Annotated in this window: 18 protein-coding genes; 6 read left to right on the top strand and 12 right to left on the bottom strand. The window is 65.2% G+C overall.

The window, feature by feature from the left end:
• Nucleotides 1-20 precede the first annotated feature (20 nt).
• From mrdA to ACNFG0_RS18210, 5 genes are read right to left on the bottom strand one after another with little or no spacing between them, the layout of a single operon-like run.
• Nucleotides 21-1910: a penicillin-binding protein 2 gene (mrdA, locus tag ACNFG0_RS18230; protein ID WP_196146203.1), complete on the bottom strand. Its 1890-nt coding sequence runs from the start codon at nt 1908-1910 to the stop codon at nt 21-23.
• A 17-nt stretch (nt 1911-1927) separates the two neighbouring features.
• Nucleotides 1928-2395: a 23S rRNA (pseudouridine(1915)-N(3))-methyltransferase RlmH gene (rlmH, locus tag ACNFG0_RS18225; protein ID WP_196156136.1), complete on the bottom strand. Its 468-nt coding sequence runs from the start codon at nt 2393-2395 to the stop codon at nt 1928-1930.
• A 9-nt stretch (nt 2396-2404) separates the two neighbouring features.
• Nucleotides 2405-2824, bottom strand: a complete 420-nt coding sequence (rsfS, locus tag ACNFG0_RS18220; RefSeq protein ID WP_043211169.1) for a ribosome silencing factor — start codon at nt 2822-2824, stop codon at nt 2405-2407.
• A 43-nt stretch (nt 2825-2867) separates the two neighbouring features.
• Nucleotides 2868-3527: a nicotinate-nucleotide adenylyltransferase gene (gene nadD / locus ACNFG0_RS18215; RefSeq protein WP_196156137.1), complete on the bottom strand. Its 660-nt coding sequence runs from the start codon at nt 3525-3527 to the stop codon at nt 2868-2870.
• 1 nt (nt 3528) lies between these two features.
• Complete coding sequence (locus ACNFG0_RS18210) at nt 3529-4800, bottom strand: glutamate-5-semialdehyde dehydrogenase (protein ID WP_196146201.1); 1272 nt, start codon at nt 4798-4800, stop codon at nt 3529-3531.
• Between the two features lie 222 nt (nt 4801-5022).
• On the opposite strand from ACNFG0_RS18210, the gene ACNFG0_RS18205 reads away from it, so the two are divergent.
• Together ACNFG0_RS18205 and ACNFG0_RS18200 are read left to right on the top strand one after the other, a co-directional pair.
• Nucleotides 5023-5715, top strand: a complete 693-nt coding sequence (locus tag ACNFG0_RS18205) for a DNA-3-methyladenine glycosylase (protein ID WP_196146200.1) — start codon at nt 5023-5025, stop codon at nt 5713-5715.
• A gap of 3 nt (nt 5716-5718) precedes the next feature.
• Nucleotides 5719-7035 carry a bifunctional DedA family/phosphatase PAP2 family protein gene (locus ACNFG0_RS18200; protein WP_416765912.1) on the top strand — a complete coding sequence of 439 codons (1317 nt, stop codon included), beginning with the start codon at nt 5719-5721 and terminating at the stop codon, nt 7033-7035.
• 112 nt (nt 7036-7147) lie between these two features.
• On the opposite strand, the gene ACNFG0_RS18195 is transcribed toward ACNFG0_RS18200, so the two are convergent.
• Genes ACNFG0_RS18195 through ACNFG0_RS18185 form a run of 3 tightly spaced genes read right to left on the bottom strand, consistent with a single transcriptional unit; the run spans nt 7148 to nt 8823 of the window.
• Complete coding sequence (locus tag ACNFG0_RS18195) at nt 7148-7738, bottom strand: LON peptidase substrate-binding domain-containing protein (RefSeq protein ID WP_196146198.1); 591 nt, start codon at nt 7736-7738, stop codon at nt 7148-7150.
• Between the two features lie 9 nt (nt 7739-7747).
• Entirely contained in the window at nt 7748-8464 is a 717-nt protein-coding gene (locus ACNFG0_RS18190; protein ID WP_196146197.1) for an LrgB family protein, read from the bottom strand.
• The gene (locus ACNFG0_RS18185; protein ID WP_084855562.1) at nt 8461-8823 is read right to left on the bottom strand and encodes a CidA/LrgA family protein; all 363 of its coding nucleotides are present in this window, start codon (nt 8821-8823) and stop codon (nt 8461-8463) included. The genes ACNFG0_RS18190 and ACNFG0_RS18185 overlap by 4 nt, the downstream gene beginning before the upstream one ends.
• 168 nt (nt 8824-8991) lie before the next feature.
• On the opposite strand from ACNFG0_RS18185, the gene ACNFG0_RS18180 reads away from it, so the two are divergent.
• The 3 genes from ACNFG0_RS18180 (at nt 8992) to ACNFG0_RS18170 (ending at nt 12138) form a co-directional block, all read left to right on the top strand.
• Nucleotides 8992-9447 carry a MaoC family dehydratase gene (locus ACNFG0_RS18180; protein WP_196167110.1) on the top strand — a complete coding sequence of 152 codons (456 nt, stop codon included), beginning with the start codon at nt 8992-8994 and terminating at the stop codon, nt 9445-9447.
• A gap of 286 nt (nt 9448-9733) precedes the next feature.
• Entirely contained in the window at nt 9734-11467 is a 1734-nt protein-coding gene (locus ACNFG0_RS18175; RefSeq protein WP_416765909.1) for a C13 family peptidase, read from the top strand.
• A gap of 26 nt (nt 11468-11493) precedes the next feature.
• Nucleotides 11494-12138 carry an oxidoreductase gene (locus ACNFG0_RS18170; RefSeq protein WP_196146194.1) on the top strand — a complete coding sequence of 215 codons (645 nt, stop codon included), beginning with the start codon at nt 11494-11496 and terminating at the stop codon, nt 12136-12138.
• A gap of 85 nt (nt 12139-12223) precedes the next feature.
• Here the strand turns inward: ACNFG0_RS18170 and ACNFG0_RS18165 are convergent, their stop codons facing one another.
• From ACNFG0_RS18165 to ACNFG0_RS18150, 4 genes are all read right to left on the bottom strand, one after another.
• Nucleotides 12224-12511, bottom strand: a complete 288-nt coding sequence (locus ACNFG0_RS18165) for a YceK/YidQ family lipoprotein (protein ID WP_196156141.1) — start codon at nt 12509-12511, stop codon at nt 12224-12226.
• Nucleotides 12508-13137, bottom strand: a complete 630-nt coding sequence (gene ubiX / locus ACNFG0_RS18160) for a flavin prenyltransferase UbiX (protein WP_416765908.1) — start codon at nt 13135-13137, stop codon at nt 12508-12510. The genes ACNFG0_RS18165 and ubiX overlap by 4 nt, the downstream gene beginning before the upstream one ends.
• Nucleotides 13134-14483: a UDP-N-acetylmuramate:L-alanyl-gamma-D-glutamyl-meso-diaminopimelate ligase gene (gene mpl / locus ACNFG0_RS18155; protein ID WP_416765906.1), complete on the bottom strand. Its 1350-nt coding sequence runs from the start codon at nt 14481-14483 to the stop codon at nt 13134-13136. The genes ubiX and mpl overlap by 4 nt, the downstream gene beginning before the upstream one ends.
• A gap of 66 nt (nt 14484-14549) precedes the next feature.
• Complete coding sequence (locus tag ACNFG0_RS18150) at nt 14550-16574, bottom strand: sigma-54-dependent Fis family transcriptional regulator (RefSeq protein WP_416765904.1); 2025 nt, start codon at nt 16572-16574, stop codon at nt 14550-14552.
• 266 nt (nt 16575-16840) lie between these two features.
• On the opposite strand from ACNFG0_RS18150, the gene ACNFG0_RS18145 reads away from it, so the two are divergent.
• A partial coding sequence (locus tag ACNFG0_RS18145; RefSeq protein ID WP_323114979.1) for a hypothetical protein occupies nt 16841-16945 on the top strand: 105 nt, incomplete at its 3' end.

The raw sequence follows: 16945 nt of genomic DNA, 5'->3' as shown, positions 1-16945 counted from the left end.
CATGCGATCGAAATTGTTCTTCACGGGGCCGATTCCTGAACGACGGTGGCAGGAGCGAATTCGGGTTTGAGGCGGCCGTTCTCGTCGAGCAGCCAGGCGTCCATCACCTGGCGAACCACTGGTGCTGCGACGCCGGAGCCGGACTCGCCGTTCTCGACCATCACCGAGACCACGATCTTCGGGTCTTCGGCCGGGGCGAAGGCGACGAACAGGGCATGATCGCGATGGCGCTCCTGGAGCTTGTTGCGGTCATATTTCTCGCCTTGCTTGATCGCCACCACCTGGGCGGTGCCGCTCTTGCCGGCAATGCGGTACTGGGCACCGAGAGCGGCCTTGCGCGCAGTACCGCGGGCGCCGTGCATCACCTGCTCCATGCCATGGGTCACCTTGGCCCAATCGGACTTGTCGCGCAGGACGATGTCCTCCATGGGGTTCTCGTCCACCGGCGGCTTGCCTTCGATGGTCTTGGCCAGGTGCGGGCGGTTCCACTTGCCCTTGTTGGCGATCAGCGCGGTGGCCTGGGCCAGCTGCAGGGGGGTGGCCTGCATGTAGCCCTGGCCGATACCGAGGATCAGCGTCTCGCCTGGGAACCAGGCCTGACGGCGGGTGGCGCGCTTCCATTCGCGCGACGGCATCAGGCCGGCCGACTCCTCGAACATGTCGAGGGAGACCTTCTGGCCGATGCCGAACTTGTTCATGTAGGCGGACAACCGATCGATGCCCATCTTGTGGGCAAGGTCATAGAAGTAGGTGTCGTTGGAGCGCATGATCGCGGTGTCCAGGTCGACCCAGCCGTCGCCGCTGCGGTTCCAGTTGCGGTACTTGTGGTCGTAGTTGGGCAACTGGTAATAGCCCGGGTCGAACACGCGACTGCTGGCGGTCACCACGCCACTGTCAAGGCCGGCGATGGCCACCGCCGGCTTGATGGTCGAACCCGGCGGGTAAAGGCCGCGCAGCACGCGGTTGAACAGTGGTCGGTCGATCGAGTCGCGCAGTTCGGCGTAGGCCTTGAAGCTGATGCCGGTGACGAACAGGTTGGGGTCGAAGCTCGGCTGGCTGACCATGGCCAGCACCTCGCCGGTACGCGGATCGAGCGCGACCAACGCGCCACGGCGCCCGCCCAGGGCCTTCTCGGCCGCTTCCTGCAGCTTGATGTCCAGGCTCAGGACGATGTCCTTGCCCGGGATCGGGTCGGTGCGCTTGAGCACCCGCAGCACCCGGCCTCGGGCGTTGGTCTCGACTTCCTCGTAGCCCACCTGGCCGTGCAGCTCGGCTTCGTAGAAGCGCTCGATGCCGGTCTTGCCGATATGGTGGGTGCCGCTGTAGTTGACCGGGTCGAGGGTCTTGAGCTCTTTTTCGTTGATCCGCCCGACATACCCCACCGAGTGGGCAAAGTGCGCCCCCTGCGGGTAATGGCGCACCAGCTGCGCGGCCACATCCACGCCAGGGAGGCGGAACTGGTTCACGGCAATGCGGGCGATCTGCTCCTCGCTCAGCTCGAACAGGATCGGCACCGGCTCGAACGGCCGGCGCCCCTGCTTCATGCGTTTTTCGAACAAGGCGCGGTCGTCCGGGGTCAGCCCCAGCACTTCGACGATGGTGTCGAGCACCTGGCGCCATTCGCCGGCACGCTCGCGGGTCATGGTCAGGCTGAAGCTTGGGCGGTTGTCGGCGACGATCACGCCATTGCGGTCGAAGATCAGCCCGCGGGTCGGCGGGATCGGCTGCACATGCACCCGGTTGTTCTCCGACAGCGTGGAGTGATAGTCGTACTGAATGACCTGCAGGTAGTACAGCCGGGCAATCAGCACGCACACCAGCAGCACGACCGCCACCGCGCCGACCACGACGCGGTTGCGCACCAGGCGGGCGTCTTTCTCGTGGTCCTTCAGACGAATCGGCTGCGACATCGGGCGGGCTTACAGGCTCATTTGTGGTAAGGGTGCCCGGACAGCACGGTCCAGGCGCGGTAGATCTGCTCGCCGATCAGTATCCTTACCAACGGGTGCGGCAAGGTCAACGGCGACAGCGACCAGCGCTGTTCACTGCGGGCGCAGACTTCCGGCGCCAGCCCTTCCGGGCCACCCACCATCAGGTTGACCGTCCGCGCATCCAGACGCCAGCGGTCCAGCTCGGTCGCCAGTTGCTCGGTACTCCAAGGCTTGCCATGGACCTCGAGGGTGACGATGCGTTCCCCCGGTTGCACCTTGGCCAGCATGGCTTCGCCCTCCTGGCGGATCAGGCGGGCGACGTCGGCATTCTTGCCTCGGGTGTTCAGCGGGATTTCCACCAGCTCGAGCGACAGCTCCGGGGGCAGGCGCTTGGCATATTCATGCCAGCCGTCCTCGACCCAGCGGGGCATGCGCGAGCCGACCGCGATCAGGCGCAGGCGCACGACGTGTCCTCAGCCCCGGTCCTTGAGGTTTTCGGAATAGCTGTGGGCGTTCTCCGGGCTGTGGTGCTTGCCATCGGCGGAGCGGCTCTGCTCGGCACCCAGCCACAGGCGCTCGAGGTCGTAGAACTGGCGCGCAGCGGCGGTCATCATGTGCACGATGACGTCGTTGAGGTCCAGCAGCACCCAGTCGCTGTCGCCCTTGCCTTCCTCGCCCAGGGGCTGCACGCCCTGCAGCTTGACGATTTCGCGAACCTTCTCGGCCATGGCGTTGATCTGCCGGTTGGAGGTACCGGTGGCAATGATCATGTAGTCGGTCAGGCTGTGCTTTTCACGTACATCGATGACTTGGATGTCCTGGGCCTTGACGTCTTCCAGGGCCGATTTGGCCAGGTTGACCAATTCTTCGCCGTTGATTTTCTGCTTGCTCATAAGAAACTCGTTCAATTCATGAATGAGGCGCCTGCCGGCGCCATCAGTGCGACGCACGGTAAAGGTCGTGCGCCTCGATATAGGCCAGTACTGCGTCCGGCACCAGGAACCGTACCGACTTGCCGCTGGCCAGCAGCTGTCGGATCTGTGTGGCGGACACCGCGAGCGGTGTCTGCCAGACGAACGAAATGTGCCCCGCCGGGCCGGACATGGCGGTGGGATCGCTCTCCGAGCGCGCCGCCAGCAGGTTGCGCAGCGCGTCAGTGGGTTCGACATCGGCATCCGGGCGTTGCAGCACCAGGATGTGACAGTGTTGCAATAGCTCTTCCCAGCGATGCCAGCCGGGCAGGCCGCAGAATGCGTCCCAACCCAGCACCAGGAACAACTGGTCGTCGGCGCCCAGCTCGGCGCGGATCGACTCGAGGGTATCGATGGTGTACGACGGCTTGTCGCGCGCCAGTTCGCGCGCATCCACGCTCAAGCGTTCGACGCCCGCCACGGCGCTGCGCACCATGGCCAGGCGGTCTTCAGGCGCCACCTGCGGGGTGTCGCGGTGCGGCGGCCGGGCGTTGGGCAACAGGCGCAGCTCATCGAGCCCCATGAATTCGGCCACCTCCAGCGCGCTGCGCAGGTGGCCGATGTGCACGGGGTCGAAGGTGCCGCCTAGAATGCCGACGCGCCGGACTGCCTGGGCCTTGCTCAACTCAGCAGGACTCCTGGCCGCGCAGCTGGCCGTCGCCGATCACCACGTATTTCTCGCAGGTCAGGCCTTCCAGGCCCACCGGGCCGCGGGCGTGCAGCTTGTCGGTGGAAATGCCGATCTCCGCGCCCAGGCCATATTCGAAACCATCGGCGAAACAGGTCGGGGTGTTGAGCATGACCGACGCCGAGTCGACCTCGGTCATGAAGCGCCGGGCCTGGCCCTGGTGCTCGGTGATGATCGAGTCGGTATGGTGCGAGCCGTAGCGGTTGATGTGCTCGATGGCCTGCTCCAGGCCGTCGACGACGCGGATCGACAGGATCGCGTCGAGGTATTCGGTGTGCCAGTCGTCTTCGCTGGCTGCCTTGGCCTCGATGATCGCCCGGGTGCGCTCGCAACCGCGCAGCTCGACGCCTTTCTCCTGGAAGCGGCGGGCCATTTCCGGCAGGAAGGCCTCGGCGACGCTGGCGTCCACCAGCAGGGTCTCCATGGCGCCACAGATGCCGTAGCGGTAGGTCTTGGCGTTGAAGGCAACGCGCCAGGCCTTGTCCAGCTCGGCGTGCTGGTCGACGAACACATGGCAGATGCCATCCAGGTGCTTGATCACCGGTACGCGGGCCTCGCGGCTGATGCGCTCGATCAGGCCGCGCCCCCCGCGCGGGACGATGACATCGACGAACTCCGGCATGCTGATCAGCGCACCCACGGCTGCGCGGTCGGTGGTCTCGACCACCTGCACCACCGCCGCCGGCAGGCCGGCCTCGGCCAGGCCGCGCTGGATGCAGGCGGCAATGGCGCGGTTGGAGTGAATGGCCTCGGAGCCGCCGCGCAGGATGGTGGCGTTGCCGGACTTCAGGCACAGGCTGGCAGCATCGATGGTCACGTTCGGGCGCGACTCGTAGATGATCCCGATCACACCGAGCGGCACGCGCATCTTGCCGACCTGGATGCCCGACGGACGGTAGCTCATGTCGCGGATCGCACCTACCGGGTCCGGCAGGCTGGCCACCTGGCGCAGGCCGGTGATCATGCCGTCGATGCGCGCCGGGGTCAGGGCCAGGCGGTCGAGCAAGGCCGGCTCCAGGCCGTTGGCACGACCGGCGGCCAAGTCCTGCTCGTTGGCTGCGGTCAGCTCGGCACGGGCGGCGTCCAGAGCGTCTGCGGCGGCCTGCAGGGCGCGGTTCTTCTGCGCGGTGCTGGCACGGCCGATCACCCGCGAGGCCTCACGGGCGGCGCGACCCAGGCGGGTCATGTAGTCAAGAACGGACTCAGTCATGGGCTCGGTGTCTTGGCGAAGGGGAAATCGGCTGATTATAACTGGCACGCTCCGGTACGCCCAGCGGCGGGTAACGGATGGTCAAAAATCTCTTGTTTGGCTGGGGTTCGCGGTGCCTGTGAGATCCCCAAACCCAGCCACCTCCAAGCCCCACCCCACGTTCAGCCTCGATTAAGCCATTAATTGCTATCATTCGCGCTCCACAGACCGCGAACCACCAGCATGCAAGCACCCGCCCCCTGCCCGGCCCGAGCCTTGCCCGACAGTTTCTTCGACCGCGACGCCCAGACCGTTGCCCGTGAACTGTTGGGCAAGGTCATCCGCCATCGCCATGGCGACCTGTGGCTGGCGGCACGAATCATCGAGACCGAGGCCTACTACCTCACCGACAAAGGCAGCCACGCCTCCCTCGGCTATACGGAAAAGCGCAAGGCGCTGTTCCTCGACGGCGGTCACATTTACATGTATTACGCCCGTGGCGGCGACTCGCTGAACTTCAGCGCCCATGGGCCGGGCAATGCTGTATTGATCAAGTCCGCCTATCCCTGGGTAGATGCCATCTCCGACGCCAACAGCCTGGCGCAGATGCAACTGAACAATCCCGACGCCAGCGGCAACCTGCGCCCAGCCGAGCGCCTGTGCGCCGGCCAGACCCTGCTGTGCCGAGCCCTGGGCCTGAAGGTACCGCACTGGGACGCCAAGCGCTTCGACCCCGAGCGCCTGTACGTCGAAGACTGCGCGATTAGCGTCCCGCAGGTGATCCAGACCACCCGCCTGGGCATCCCCCACGGCCGCGACGAACACCTGCCGTACCGCTTCGTCGATGCCCAATTCGCCCGCTTCTGCACGAGGAACCCGCTGCGCCGGGGCCAAGTCGAAGGGCATGATTTCTTTATCCTGGAACAAGGAAGCTGACTCATGGGCCAATGGCTCGACAGCCTGACCGGCTGGCTCAGCGCCAACCCGCAGTGGCTTGGCCTGGCAATTTTCCTGGTGGCTTGCGTGGAATGCCTGGCCATTGCCGGCATCGTCGTGCCGGGCACCGTCCTGCTGTTCGCCGTAGCCGTGCTGGCCGGCAGCGGTGCCTTCAGCCTCGGTGAGACCTTGCTGCTGGGCTTTGCCGGCGGCCTGTTGGGCGACGCTATCTCCTACAGCCTGGGCAAGAAATTCCACCAGAACATCCGGCGCCTACCGCTATTGCGCCATCACCCGGAGTGGATTGGCAGCGCCGAGGCTTATTTCCAACGCTACGGCATCGCCAGCCTGCTGGTGGGCCGCTTCATCGGCCCGCTACGGCCGATGCTGCCCATGGTGGCGGGCATGTTCGACATGCCGTTGCCACGTTTCATCGCGGTGAGCCTGGTGGCCGGCGCCGGCTGGTCGGTGGCTTACCTGTTGCCCGGCTGGGCCACGGGCGCAGCCATGCGCCTGCCGCTGCCGGAAGGTTTCTGGCTCGATGCCGGCATCATCGCGGGAACCCTGGCCATGCTGATCGGCTTGAGCCTGCACAGCAGCATTCGTGACCAACGCCACGGCACCCGCCTGATCGCGGGCCTGAGCTTCCTGGCCCTGGCGGCGGTGTTCATCGGCTGGCCGTACCTGCATGAATTCGACCAGGGCGTGATGACACTGGTCCAGGAGCATCGCAGCGAGGCGATCGACGGCCTGGTGGTGGTCATTACCCGCTTGGGCGATTTCCGCACCCAACTGTGCCTCGGCGCCCTGCTCACCGGCCTTCTGCTGCTGGCCAGGCAGTGGCGCCACGCGCTGTTCGCCGGCGGCGCCCTGATGGGCACGGCGCTCGCCAACGGCACCTTGAAATGGCTGTTTGCCCGCGCCCGCCCGGAAGTGCTGACCGACCCGCTGACCAGCTACAGCATGCCCAGCGGCCACAGCTCGGCCTCCTTTGCCTTCTTCTTGGTGCTGGCCATACTGGCCGGGCGTGGCCAGCCGCCACGCATGCGCCTGACCTGGGTATTGCTGGGGTGCTTGCCGGCCCTGGCGATCGCGCTGTCGCGGGTCTACCTCGGTGCCCACTGGCCGACGGATATCATGGCCGGCGCCCTGCTGGCCTGCTGCGTGTGCGCCGCCAGCCTGACGCTGGTGCAATACCGCACGCCGCTCAATGCCCTGCCGTTGCGGGTGTGGTGGCTGGTGTTGCCGGCGTGCGTGGCGCTACTGGCATTCTTTGCCTTGTATGCCCTGCCCCAGGCGCTGTTGCGCTATCAGTATTGATGAATGCTGCAGCGGCCCTATCGCCGGCAAGCCGGCTCCCACAGGTGAACCATCTGCGCATTTGTGGGAGCCGGCTTGCCGGCGATAGGGCCGGTACACAGAGCGAGACGGATCAAGCAAACAACTCGCCCTGGATCCGCTCCAGCAGATCCTGGATCGCCTCGAGCCGCAGTTGCGGCGAGTCGATCGCCAGCAGGTCGAGCTTGTCCTCTTCCATGAACGGCAGCAGGTAGCCCAGCTGGTTGGCCAGGGACTGGCAGCCATCCACCGCGCGCGGCATGTCCAGGGCCGCCACCATGGGGTGCTCACCCAGGGCCTGAAGCAAGGCCAACAGGTCGTCGTCCCGCTCGGACAGGGCGCTATCCGCCAGCTCTGGCAGCCACTGCACTTCGCCGACCATCAACTGGTCCTTCTGCACCTCGGTCTGTTCCACGCGAAAACGCCGCACGCCCTCGACACGGATGCCCAGCAGGCCGTTGTCCTGCTGCACGAAGTCGCGGATCATCGCCTCGCAACCGACCGAGGCGACCACCGGTGGCGCCTTGCCGACCTGCTCGCCTTCGAGGATGCACACCACGCCGAACCCACCGCCCTGCTTCATGCAGCGGCCGATCATGTCCAGGTAGCGCGCCTCGAAGATCTGCAGGTCGAGCAGGCAACCGGGAAACAGCACGGTATCGAGGGGAAACAGCGGTAGCGTCATCGTCCGTCCTCAAGCCACCAGGCTGACAGCCAGCGGCAGGAACACCGCCGTGGCCACGCCCATCAAGCTCATTGCCAGCGCGGCGAAGGCGCCGCATTCGTCACTTTCCTGCAAGGCCACCGAAGTGCCCACCGCATGGGCGGTCACGCCCAGGGACATGCCGCGGGCCTCGGGGCTGTGCACGCCAAAGCGGGTCAGCAACGCCGGGCCGAAGATCGCGCCGATCACCCCGGTGATCAACACGAATACCGCCGCCAGCGCCGCCACGCCGCCGATCTGCTCGGCCACCAGCATGGCGATGGGCGATGTCACCGACTTCGGCGCCATGGTCATCAGGATCATGTGCTCGGCACCGAACCACCAGCCCAGCAACAAACAGGCCACGGTAGCGAACAGGCCTCCGACTACCAGCGTAGTAAATGTCGGCCAGAACAGCTGGCGGATGCGCCGCAGGTTCAGGTACAGCGGCACGGCCAGGGCCACGGTGGCCGGGCCCAGGAGAATGGTCATGATCTCCGTGCTCTTGCGGTATTCGACATAATCGATGCCACAGGTCACCAGCACACCGATGACCACCAACATCGACACCAGCACCGGCTGCAGGAAGATCCAGCGGGTTTTCTCGTAGGCAGCCAGCACCAGCTGGTAGGCACCGAGGGTGATGCCGATGCCGAACAAGGGGTGGTGGATGACGGCGTCGAGCGCGCCTTGCCAATCGAACATCATGCCTGCTCCTTGCGCTTGCCCTGGCGGTGGATGAGCTTTTGCATCAGCACGCCGACGAAGACCAGCGTCACCAGGCACGAGATCAGCAGCGCGCCAGCAATGGCCCAGAAGTCCGCGGCGATGTCCTTGGCATAAACCATCACCCCCACCGCCGGTGGCACCAGCAGCAGCGGCAGGTAGCGCAGCAAACTGCTGGACGCCTCATTCAGGGGCTTGCCGACTTCGCCCCGGATCATCAGGGTCACCAACAGCAGGAGCAGGCCGATGATCGGCCCGGGCAGAATAGGCAGGAACAGGTGATTGATCGCCGTACCCAGCAGCTGAAACAGCACCAGCCAGGTCAAACCACGCAACAGCATAAGCATCTCCTCCGGGCAGTGCGGCCATTATAAGCACGGCCCCAGGGCGTCTATAAGGCGATTTGCGGCGAAAAGATGACAACTTGACTGTATCGCAACGACGTGCTCATCTTGCACTTTCGTACCAATTCCGACTCATCGACGCGCAAGACAACCTGGAGAGTCACGATGCCCTACGTACCTGTTAGCGCGTTATCGCACTATGTCGGCAAATCTTTGGGGCGATCCGAGTGGCTGAAGATCGACCAGATGCGCATCAACCAGTTCGCCGAAGCCACCGGTGACTTCCAATTCATCCATGTGGACCCTGAAAAGGCGGCACGTACGCCGTTCGGCAGCACCATTGCCCATGGTTTTCTCACATTGTCGCTGATCCCCAAGCTGATGGAGGACATCCTCGTGCTGCCCGAGGGCCTGAAGATGGCACTCAACTATGGGCTGGACAGCGTTCGGTTCATACAGCCAGTGAAGGTCGACAGCCGGGTACGGCTGAACGTCGAGCTGGCCGAGGCCACCGAAAAGAAGCCGGGGCAATGGCTGCTCAAGGTCACCGCCACGCTGGAGATTGAGGGCGAGGAGAAACCGGCGTACATCGCCGAACCCCTTTCGCTGTGTTTCGTCTGAACCGTCGCAGCTCCTTGAGCGGGCTTGCCCCGCGATTGGGCCGGGCCCGATATCACCGTCGCCTGGCAAGGGCTTCGCCCTTGATCGCGGGACAAGTCGGACCGCCGCACCGCAGCTCCCACAAAGGGAGGCTGCGCTAGCCGCTTGTTCGCTGCGCGACAGCGCAGCCCGAAGGGCTGGGTAAACGCTCACAGCAATTCACACTGCAACCAAGTGACACCAACCCCAGCTGTCTCCGCTTAGGCTTCTGCGGCATACTCGACGCATCGTTTGCCCGGAACCTGCCATGCGTGCCCTGCTGCCCCTGACCCTGACCCTGTTGCTCGCTGCCTGCGGCGAGGGCGAACCCTTGTCGCCGCCGGACGCCCGCCTGCCTGATGGCGGCCGCTACCGGGGCGAGGTAGTGGATGGCCTGCTGCAAGGCGAGGGGCGCATCGACTACCCCAACGGCAGTTGGTATGCCGGCTCTTTCCAGAACGGCCAATGGCATGGCCAGGGCGAATGGCATGGCAGCAATGGCGAGGTCTATCGTGGCCAGTTCGCCGAGGGCCTGTTCCATGGGCTGGGCGACCTGACCACCCCTGGCAGTCACTATGCCGGTACCTTCAAGCATGGCCGACGCGACGGCGAAGGCACCCTCAAGCAGAACGACCAGACCTACCGCGGCCAGTTCAAGGACGACCTGTACGAAGGCGCCGGCGAGCTCGAACTGGCCGACGGCAGCCGTTACCAGGGCCTATTCGCCAAGGGCAAGCCCAATGGGGCCGGTGTGCGCAGCGATGCCAGCGGCAACCAGTTCAGCGGCCATTTCACCGACGGCCTGCTGCAGGGCAGCGGTACTTATGACAGCGTCGAAGGCGAGCAGTACATCGGTGAGTTCAAGGACAACCGCCTCGAAGGCCGCGGCCGTTACGAAAACGCTGAAGGCGACGTGTGGATCGGCGATTTCAAGGACGGCTCCCTGGACGGCCAAGGCGAAATGCTCGGCAGCGACGGCAGCCGCTACCGGGGCGGCTTCCGCGAATGGCGCTTCCATGGCCAGGGCCGTCTGCAACTGGCCGACGGCAGCCAGTACATCGGCGGCTTCGAGAACGATGCCTACCAGGGCGAAGGCCGGCTGATACAGGCCAACGGCAAGGTGAGCAAGGGGCATTGGGCCAACGGTGTGCGCGTGCGCGATGCCAAGGGCCGCCTGCTCCCCGACCCGCTTGACCTGGCCCTTCTCAACCAGGGCCGGCTGTTGGAGCAGGCATTGGCGGCGGTGCCGCCCAGTCAGGCGCCCATCGAGCTGTACAGCCTGGTGGTGGCGGGTGATGGCCAGCAAAGCGTATTCCTGCGCGAGGCCGATTATGTCAGCAACATGCTCAAGGTCCGCTTCGGCGCCCATGGCCAGGTAACCCTGGTCAACCACCGTGACCACATGGCCGATCGCCCCATGGCCACCCGCGAGAACCTCACCCGCGCCGCCCGCACCCTGGCCGAGCGCAGCGGCCCCGAGGACCTGGTGTTCATCTACCTGACCAGCCACGGCAGCCACGACCACCAACTGGTGCTCGACCAGCCACGCCTGCAATTGGCCGACCTCACCGCCGACGAACTGGCCAGCGCCCTGGCCCCGCTCAAAGACCGTGACAAGGTCATTGTCATCTCGGCCTGCTATTCCGGTGGCTACATCGCCCCGCTCAAGGACGAGCGCACTCTGATCATGACCGCGGCGCGTCCGGACCGGGTGTCCTTCGGCTGCTCGGAAGAAGCTGACTTCACCTACTTCGGCGACGCCCTGTTCGCCGAGGCGCTGAACCAGACCGACGACCTGAAACAAGCGTTCGAACTGGCCCGCGCCAGTGTTGCCGAACGAGAAAGGAGAGAAGGCTTCGAAGCCTCCGAGCCGCAGCTCTGGGCACCACCGCCGGTGCTTGCACACTGGCAGCGCCTACGCCGGCAGCAGGCCGAAGAAGCCTTGCGCAATGAAGCCCAGCCAGCGGTGGGTGGAGAGGAAAAATCACCTGCCACCCACTAAGCTGTGTGTAACAAGGGAGAGACATCATGTACTTGACGCCTCAGCATGTATTACTTGCCGGAGCAACAGGCCTGACGGGTGAACACCTGCTCGACCGGCTGCTCAACGAACCCACCATCAGCCGGGTGCTGGCCCCTACCCGTCGGCCCCTGGCCGAGCATCCGCACTTGGAAAACCCCGTGGGCGACCCGGCCGTGTTTCTCCCGCAACTGGCCGGCCGCGTCGATATCGCCTTCTGCTGCCTGGGCACTACGCTCAAGCAGGCCGGATCGGAACGGGCTTTCCGCGCCGTCGACCTGGACATGGTCGTGGCCTTCAGCAAGCGCGCCCGGGAAATGGGCGCCCGTCATCTGCTGGTGGTCAGTGCGCTGGGGGCCGACCCCAAGTCGTCGATCTTCTACAACCGGGTCAAGGGCGAAATGGAAGAAGCGCTCAAGGCCCAGGACTGGCCGCAGCTGACCATCGTCCGGCCTTCGCTGCTGCTGGGCGAGCGCCTGGAGCCGCGGATGGGTGAGCGCCTGGCAGCACCGTTCTCGCGCCTGATACCTGGCAAGTACCGGGGGATCGAGGCCTGCACCTTGGCCCGCGCCCTGTGGCGCCTGGCGCTGGAGGAAGAAGATGGGGTGCGGATCGTCGAGTCCGACGAGTTGCGCAAGCTGGGCAAGAAATAACCCCTGGATATCTTTCAGCCCCAAATCGCCGGCACGCCGGCTCCCACACAGACCCAGTGGGAGCCGACTTGCCAGCGATTTGGGCTCATAGCCCGCCGCTAGCCTGGAAACCAACCCCCAACGCCGTCAGCAACGACAACGGCAGCAACAGGGTATCGAGCAACGCGCTCCCCGGCAGGTCCAGGCCAGGATGCGCTGGTGCCTTGGCCCCGAAACGATCCTCTGGGCAACATCCCCCGTTCATCGCATACAGGTCCAGCCGCGTCCCGGCATACACCACCGGCGCGCCCGGTTTGTTGGCATCCAGGGTTCGCACGGTCGCGCAGCCACCGAGCATGGCCAACACCAACAGCCCCGTCAGTGCGCGCCTCAATCGTCGACCCCGAAGTGATGCTCGCCCCAGCGTGGCAGCATGTCCTGCGGGATGCTCATCAGATTGAGGATACGCGCCACCACGAAATCGACGAGGTCGTCGATGGTCTGGGGCTGGTGATAGAAGCCCGGCGCCGCCGGCAGGATCACAGCACCCATCTGCGACAGCTTGAGCATGTTCTCCAGGTGGATGGTCGAGAACGGCGCCTCGCGCGGCACTACGATCAACTGGCGCCGCTCCTTCAAGGTCACGTCCGCGGCTCGTTCGATCAGGTTGTTGCAGGCACCTGTGGCAATGGCCGACAAGGTGCCGGTGGAACAGGGCACCACCACCATGGCCGCAGGCGCGCCGGAGCCCGAGGCTACCGGCGCCATCCAGTCTTCCTTGCCGTACACGCGGATCTGCCCGTCGGCGGCACCGGTGTACTCGGTCAGGAATGCCTGCATCGCCTGGGGCTTGGCCGGCAGCACTACGTCCGTCTCGGTGGCCATCACCAGCTGCGCCGCCTTGGAGATGAGGAAATGCACCTCGCGATCCTCACGCACCAGGCAGTCGAGCAGGCGCAGGCCATACTGCGCCCCGGAGGCGCCGGTCATGGCCAGGGTAATGCGTTCCGGCCCGCTCACTTGAGGGCCTCGGCCAGTTTGCCGTGCAGGCCGCCGAAGCCACCATTGCTCATGATCACCACATGCGTGCCTGGGCGGGCCTGGCCCTTGACCCGCTCGATGATCGCCTCGAGGCTGTCGGCCACCACGGCCGGTACCTTGCATTGCGCTGCCGTGGCCGCCAGGTCCCAGCCCAGGTTAGGCGGTGCGTACCAGATCACCTGGTCGGCGGCGTCGACGCTGTCCGGCAGGCCATCGCGGTGGGCACCGAGCTTCATGGAGTTGGAACGCGGTTCGATGACCGCGATCACCGGCGCCTCGCCGACACGCTTGCGCAGGCCGTCGAGCGTGGTGGCAATGGCCGTCGGGTGGTGGGCAAAGTCGTCATAGATGGTGACGCCCTGAACTTCGGCCACTTTCTCCATGCGTCGCTTGACGCTTTTGAAGGCGCTCAGGCCCTCAATGGCCATGGCCGGGGCCACGCCTACATGGCGGGCCGCCGCCAGGGTCGCCAGGGCATTGGCTACGTTGTGCTGGCCGGTCAGCGCCCACTCGACCACACCCTGCACCGCGCCCTCGAACAGCACCTCGAAGTGCGAACCATCAGCGCTGAGCAACCGGGCCTGCCATTGACCGCCTTCTCCGGTCGTCTGAACCGGCGTCCAGCAACCCATGCCGATCACGCGCTCCAGGGCTTGTTCGGTGGTGGGGTGGATGACCAGGCCTTCGCTGGGGATGGTTCGTACCAAATGGTGGAACTGCCGCTCGATGGAGGCAAGGTCCGGGAAGATGTCCGCATGATCGAACTCAAGGTTATTGAGAATCGCTGTGCGTGGATGGTAGTGGACGAACTTGGAGCGCTTGTCGAAGAAGGCGCTGTCGTATTCATCGGCCTCGACCACGAAGAACGGAGTGTCGCCCAGGCGGGCCGACACGGAGAAATTCTGCGGCACGCCGCCGATCAGGAAGCCCGGGCTCATGCCGGCATGCTCCAGAACCCAGGCCAGCATGCTGCTGGTGGTGGTCTTGCCGTGGGTCCCGGCGACAGCCAGCACCCAGCGCCCCTGCAGCACGTGGTCCGCCAGCCACTGCGGGCCGGAGACGTAGGGCAGGCCTTTGTTCAGCACGTATTCCACCGCGGGGTTACCCCGGGACATGGCGTTGCCGATCACCACCAGGTCGGGGGCCGGCTCCAGCTGAGCCGGATCATAACCCTGGGTCAACTGGATGCCCTGGGCTTCGAGTTGGGTGCTCATCGGGGGGTAGACGTTGGCGTCCGAGCCGGTGACCCGGTGGCCCAGCTCCTTGGCCAGCACCGCCAGCGAACCCATGAAAGTGCCGCAAATACCGAGAATGTGAATGTGCATGATCGACCTCGCAAAACGTCGAGGCAGGGTAGCCCAGGGCGAGGGAAATCGCACTCGCTGTTTCGTTCAGCCGACCTTCGAGATGCCGTGCTTGCGCAGTTTTCGATACAAGGTATTGCGGCTGATGCCCAGATGCTCGGCGACCTGAGTCATGTGCCAACGCCTTTCTTCGAGCACCGCCAGTAACGTGGCCCGTTCGGCCTCCTCGAGCGTGGCCGGATCCCTGGGGGGGCGGGCTTGTCCCACGATTGGGCCGGGCCCGATATCACCGTCGCCTGGCAAGGGCTTCGCCCTTGATCGCGGGACAAGCCCGCTCCCACAAGCCGCTTGCGCTCCGCGCGACGGGTGATCTTCCACAGGGTTGGCGACTGCTCTGACGATGGAGGGAAGGTCGGAAAACTCAATGCGATTACCTTCGCACAGCGCCACCAGGGTTCGCAGCACATTGCGCATCTGCCGCACGTTGCCGGGCCAGGCGAAGTCCAGCAAGGCCTGCCGTGCGGGCGGTGCGAGGTCGATGGCCTGGCCGTTGGCTTCCTGGCGCAGCAGGAAGTCCAGCAGCTGCGCCTTGTCGCTGCGCTCACGCACCGCCGGCAAGGCCACTTCCAGGCCATTGAGCCGGTAATAAAGGTCTTCACGGAACGTGCCCTCCTGCACCCGCTCCAGCAGGTCGCGATGGGTCGCGCTGATGATGCGCACATCGACCGCCTGGGGCTCGCCTCCGATCGGCACCACCTGGCGCTCCTCCAGTACCCGCAGCAGGCGAGTCTGCAACGCCAGTGGCATGTCACCGATTTCATCGAGCAGCAAGGTGCCACCGTCAGCCTGCAACAGCTTGCCACGCATGCCTTCTTTGCGGGCTCCGGTGAAGGTGCCGCCGCGATAGCCGAACAGCTCGCTCTCGATCAGGCTCTCGGGGATCGACGCGCAGTTGATGGCCACGAACGGCTTGTGCCGACGCTGACTGGCCTGGTGCACGGCCTGGGCGAACGCCTCCTTGCCGCAACCGGTCTCGCCGCACAACAGCAGCGGTACGTCACGCTCGAACACGCGCACGGCGCGGTGCAGATCCTGCGCCAGCGCCGGGTCCAGCAGGCAGATGCCCGCAGGCGTCGCACGCCGGACCTCAGGCAGGCTCGCAGGCACCGCCCACGTCGAAGTACGCCCCTGGCCGCGCAGACTGGCAAAGACCTGGCGACCGTCGCGGGTATGCAACGGCCAGGCAGTACTGCCCTGGGGCGTGGCGCGGCCAAACAGCTCGTCGAGACTGCAGGCGAAGAACATTTCCACCGGCTTGCCGAGCATCCCGCCACGGATGGTGCCCAGCAAGTTAAGAGCACTCTGGTTGACCGCGCAGATCCGCCCGTTACCGTCGAAGGCCACCAGCCCTTCGCTGAACAGCCCAACCGATTCGGCCTGCAAATGGAAACGCAGCAGCCATTGATTCTCGAAATGACGCAGGAAGTAGCAGCTCTCGATCATTTTTGCCGAAAGATTGACCAGCGCCATGGTGTGGAACTGGCTCTGACGCGAGACATCCGGGCGCGCCGAAGACACATCGAGCACCGCCAGCAACTCGCCGTGCGGGTCGAACACCGGGCTGGCCGAACAGGTCAAGCCAGTGTGCCGGCCGCGAAAGTGCTCGCCCTGGTGGATGGTCAGCGCCTGGCGCTCGACCAGGCAGGTGCCGATGCCGTTGGTGCCTTCACTGGCCTCGCTCCAATCGGCGCCCAGCCACAACCCGGCACGCTCGAAGATACGCCGCTCGGTAGGCGCAGTAACGCAGTTGAGGATCACCCCGCGGGCATCGGTCAGCAACACCGCATGGCCGGCACCGGACAGCTGCTGGTGCAGGCTGTTCATTTCCGTGTCGGCGATTTGCAGCACCTGGCGCAGGCGCTCGCGGCTTTCCAGCAGGCGGCCATGCTCCAGCACGACGGGTGCCTGGGCCAGCGCCGGGTCCAGATGGTAGTCCTCCAGGCAGCGCAGCCAGGAGCGGGCGATCGACGGGTCGCTGCCCGGCCCGCTGGCCTGGCCACGGGCGACCGTGAGGACCTGGTGGGCGTGGCGGCTGAAGGCGTTGCTCTGCATCGTTCTTGTTCTCCGCAGATAGAGCGTCCCGCCAGCATCCTCCACCCATCGATGCATTGCAATGGCGCACTGACCGGCGAGTCATGAGTTGCGCCAACAGCGGTACAAACTGTCACACAGGGCGTGCCACAGTTGTCACACAAACCACTGCGCCAGCCATCAAGCACCGGCCAACCCCTTGATTTTAAAGGGTGCGACGGCACTGGCCCGACCTTTGCTCTACGCTTTTGAACTCCGCAACAAACACAATAGCCAGGAGACACACCATGCGTTACGCACATCCGGGTACCGAAGGCGCGAAAATCTCCTTCAAGAGCCGCTACGGCAACTACATCGGCGGTGAGTTCGTTCCTCCGGTCAAGGGTGAGTAC

This window comes from Pseudomonas sp. NY15372 (assembly GCF_048068215.1).
GTDB lineage: Bacteria > Pseudomonadota > Gammaproteobacteria > Pseudomonadales > Pseudomonadaceae > Aquipseudomonas > Aquipseudomonas guariconensis_A.
This window is presented reverse-complemented; position numbering and strand designations above follow the sequence as displayed.

What these genes read in the sequence shown, in the direction of transcription:
- mrdA (WP_196146203.1), bottom strand. Translation starts at nt 1,910, where the DNA reads ATGTCGCAGCCGATTCGTCTGAAGGACCACGAGAAAGACGCCCGCCTG.
- rsfS (WP_043211169.1), bottom strand. Translation starts at nt 2,824, where the DNA reads ATGAGCAAGCAGAAAATCAACGGCGAAGAATTGGTCAACCTGGCCAAA.
- ACNFG0_RS18210 (WP_196146201.1), bottom strand. Translation starts at nt 4,800, where the DNA reads ATGACTGAGTCCGTTCTTGACTACATGACCCGCCTGGGTCGCGCCGCC.
- ACNFG0_RS18205 (WP_196146200.1), top strand. Translation starts at nt 5,023, where the DNA reads ATGCAAGCACCCGCCCCCTGCCCGGCCCGAGCCTTGCCCGACAGTTTC.
- ACNFG0_RS18200 (WP_416765912.1), top strand. Translation starts at nt 5,719, where the DNA reads ATGGGCCAATGGCTCGACAGCCTGACCGGCTGGCTCAGCGCCAACCCG.
- ACNFG0_RS18195 (WP_196146198.1), bottom strand. Translation starts at nt 7,738, where the DNA reads ATGACGCTACCGCTGTTTCCCCTCGATACCGTGCTGTTTCCCGGTTGC.
- ACNFG0_RS18190 (WP_196146197.1), bottom strand. Translation starts at nt 8,464, where the DNA reads ATGATGTTCGATTGGCAAGGCGCGCTCGACGCCGTCATCCACCACCCC.
- ACNFG0_RS18185 (WP_084855562.1), bottom strand. Translation starts at nt 8,823, where the DNA reads ATGCTGTTGCGTGGTTTGACCTGGCTGGTGCTGTTTCAGCTGCTGGGT.
- ACNFG0_RS18180 (WP_196167110.1), top strand. Translation starts at nt 8,992, where the DNA reads ATGCCCTACGTACCTGTTAGCGCGTTATCGCACTATGTCGGCAAATCT.
- ACNFG0_RS18175 (WP_416765909.1), top strand. Translation starts at nt 9,734, where the DNA reads ATGCGTGCCCTGCTGCCCCTGACCCTGACCCTGTTGCTCGCTGCCTGC.
- ACNFG0_RS18170 (WP_196146194.1), top strand. Translation starts at nt 11,494, where the DNA reads ATGTACTTGACGCCTCAGCATGTATTACTTGCCGGAGCAACAGGCCTG.
- mpl (WP_416765906.1), bottom strand. Translation starts at nt 14,483, where the DNA reads ATGCACATTCACATTCTCGGTATTTGCGGCACTTTCATGGGTTCGCTG.
- ACNFG0_RS18150 (WP_416765904.1), bottom strand. Translation starts at nt 16,574, where the DNA reads ATGCAGAGCAACGCCTTCAGCCGCCACGCCCACCAGGTCCTCACGGTC.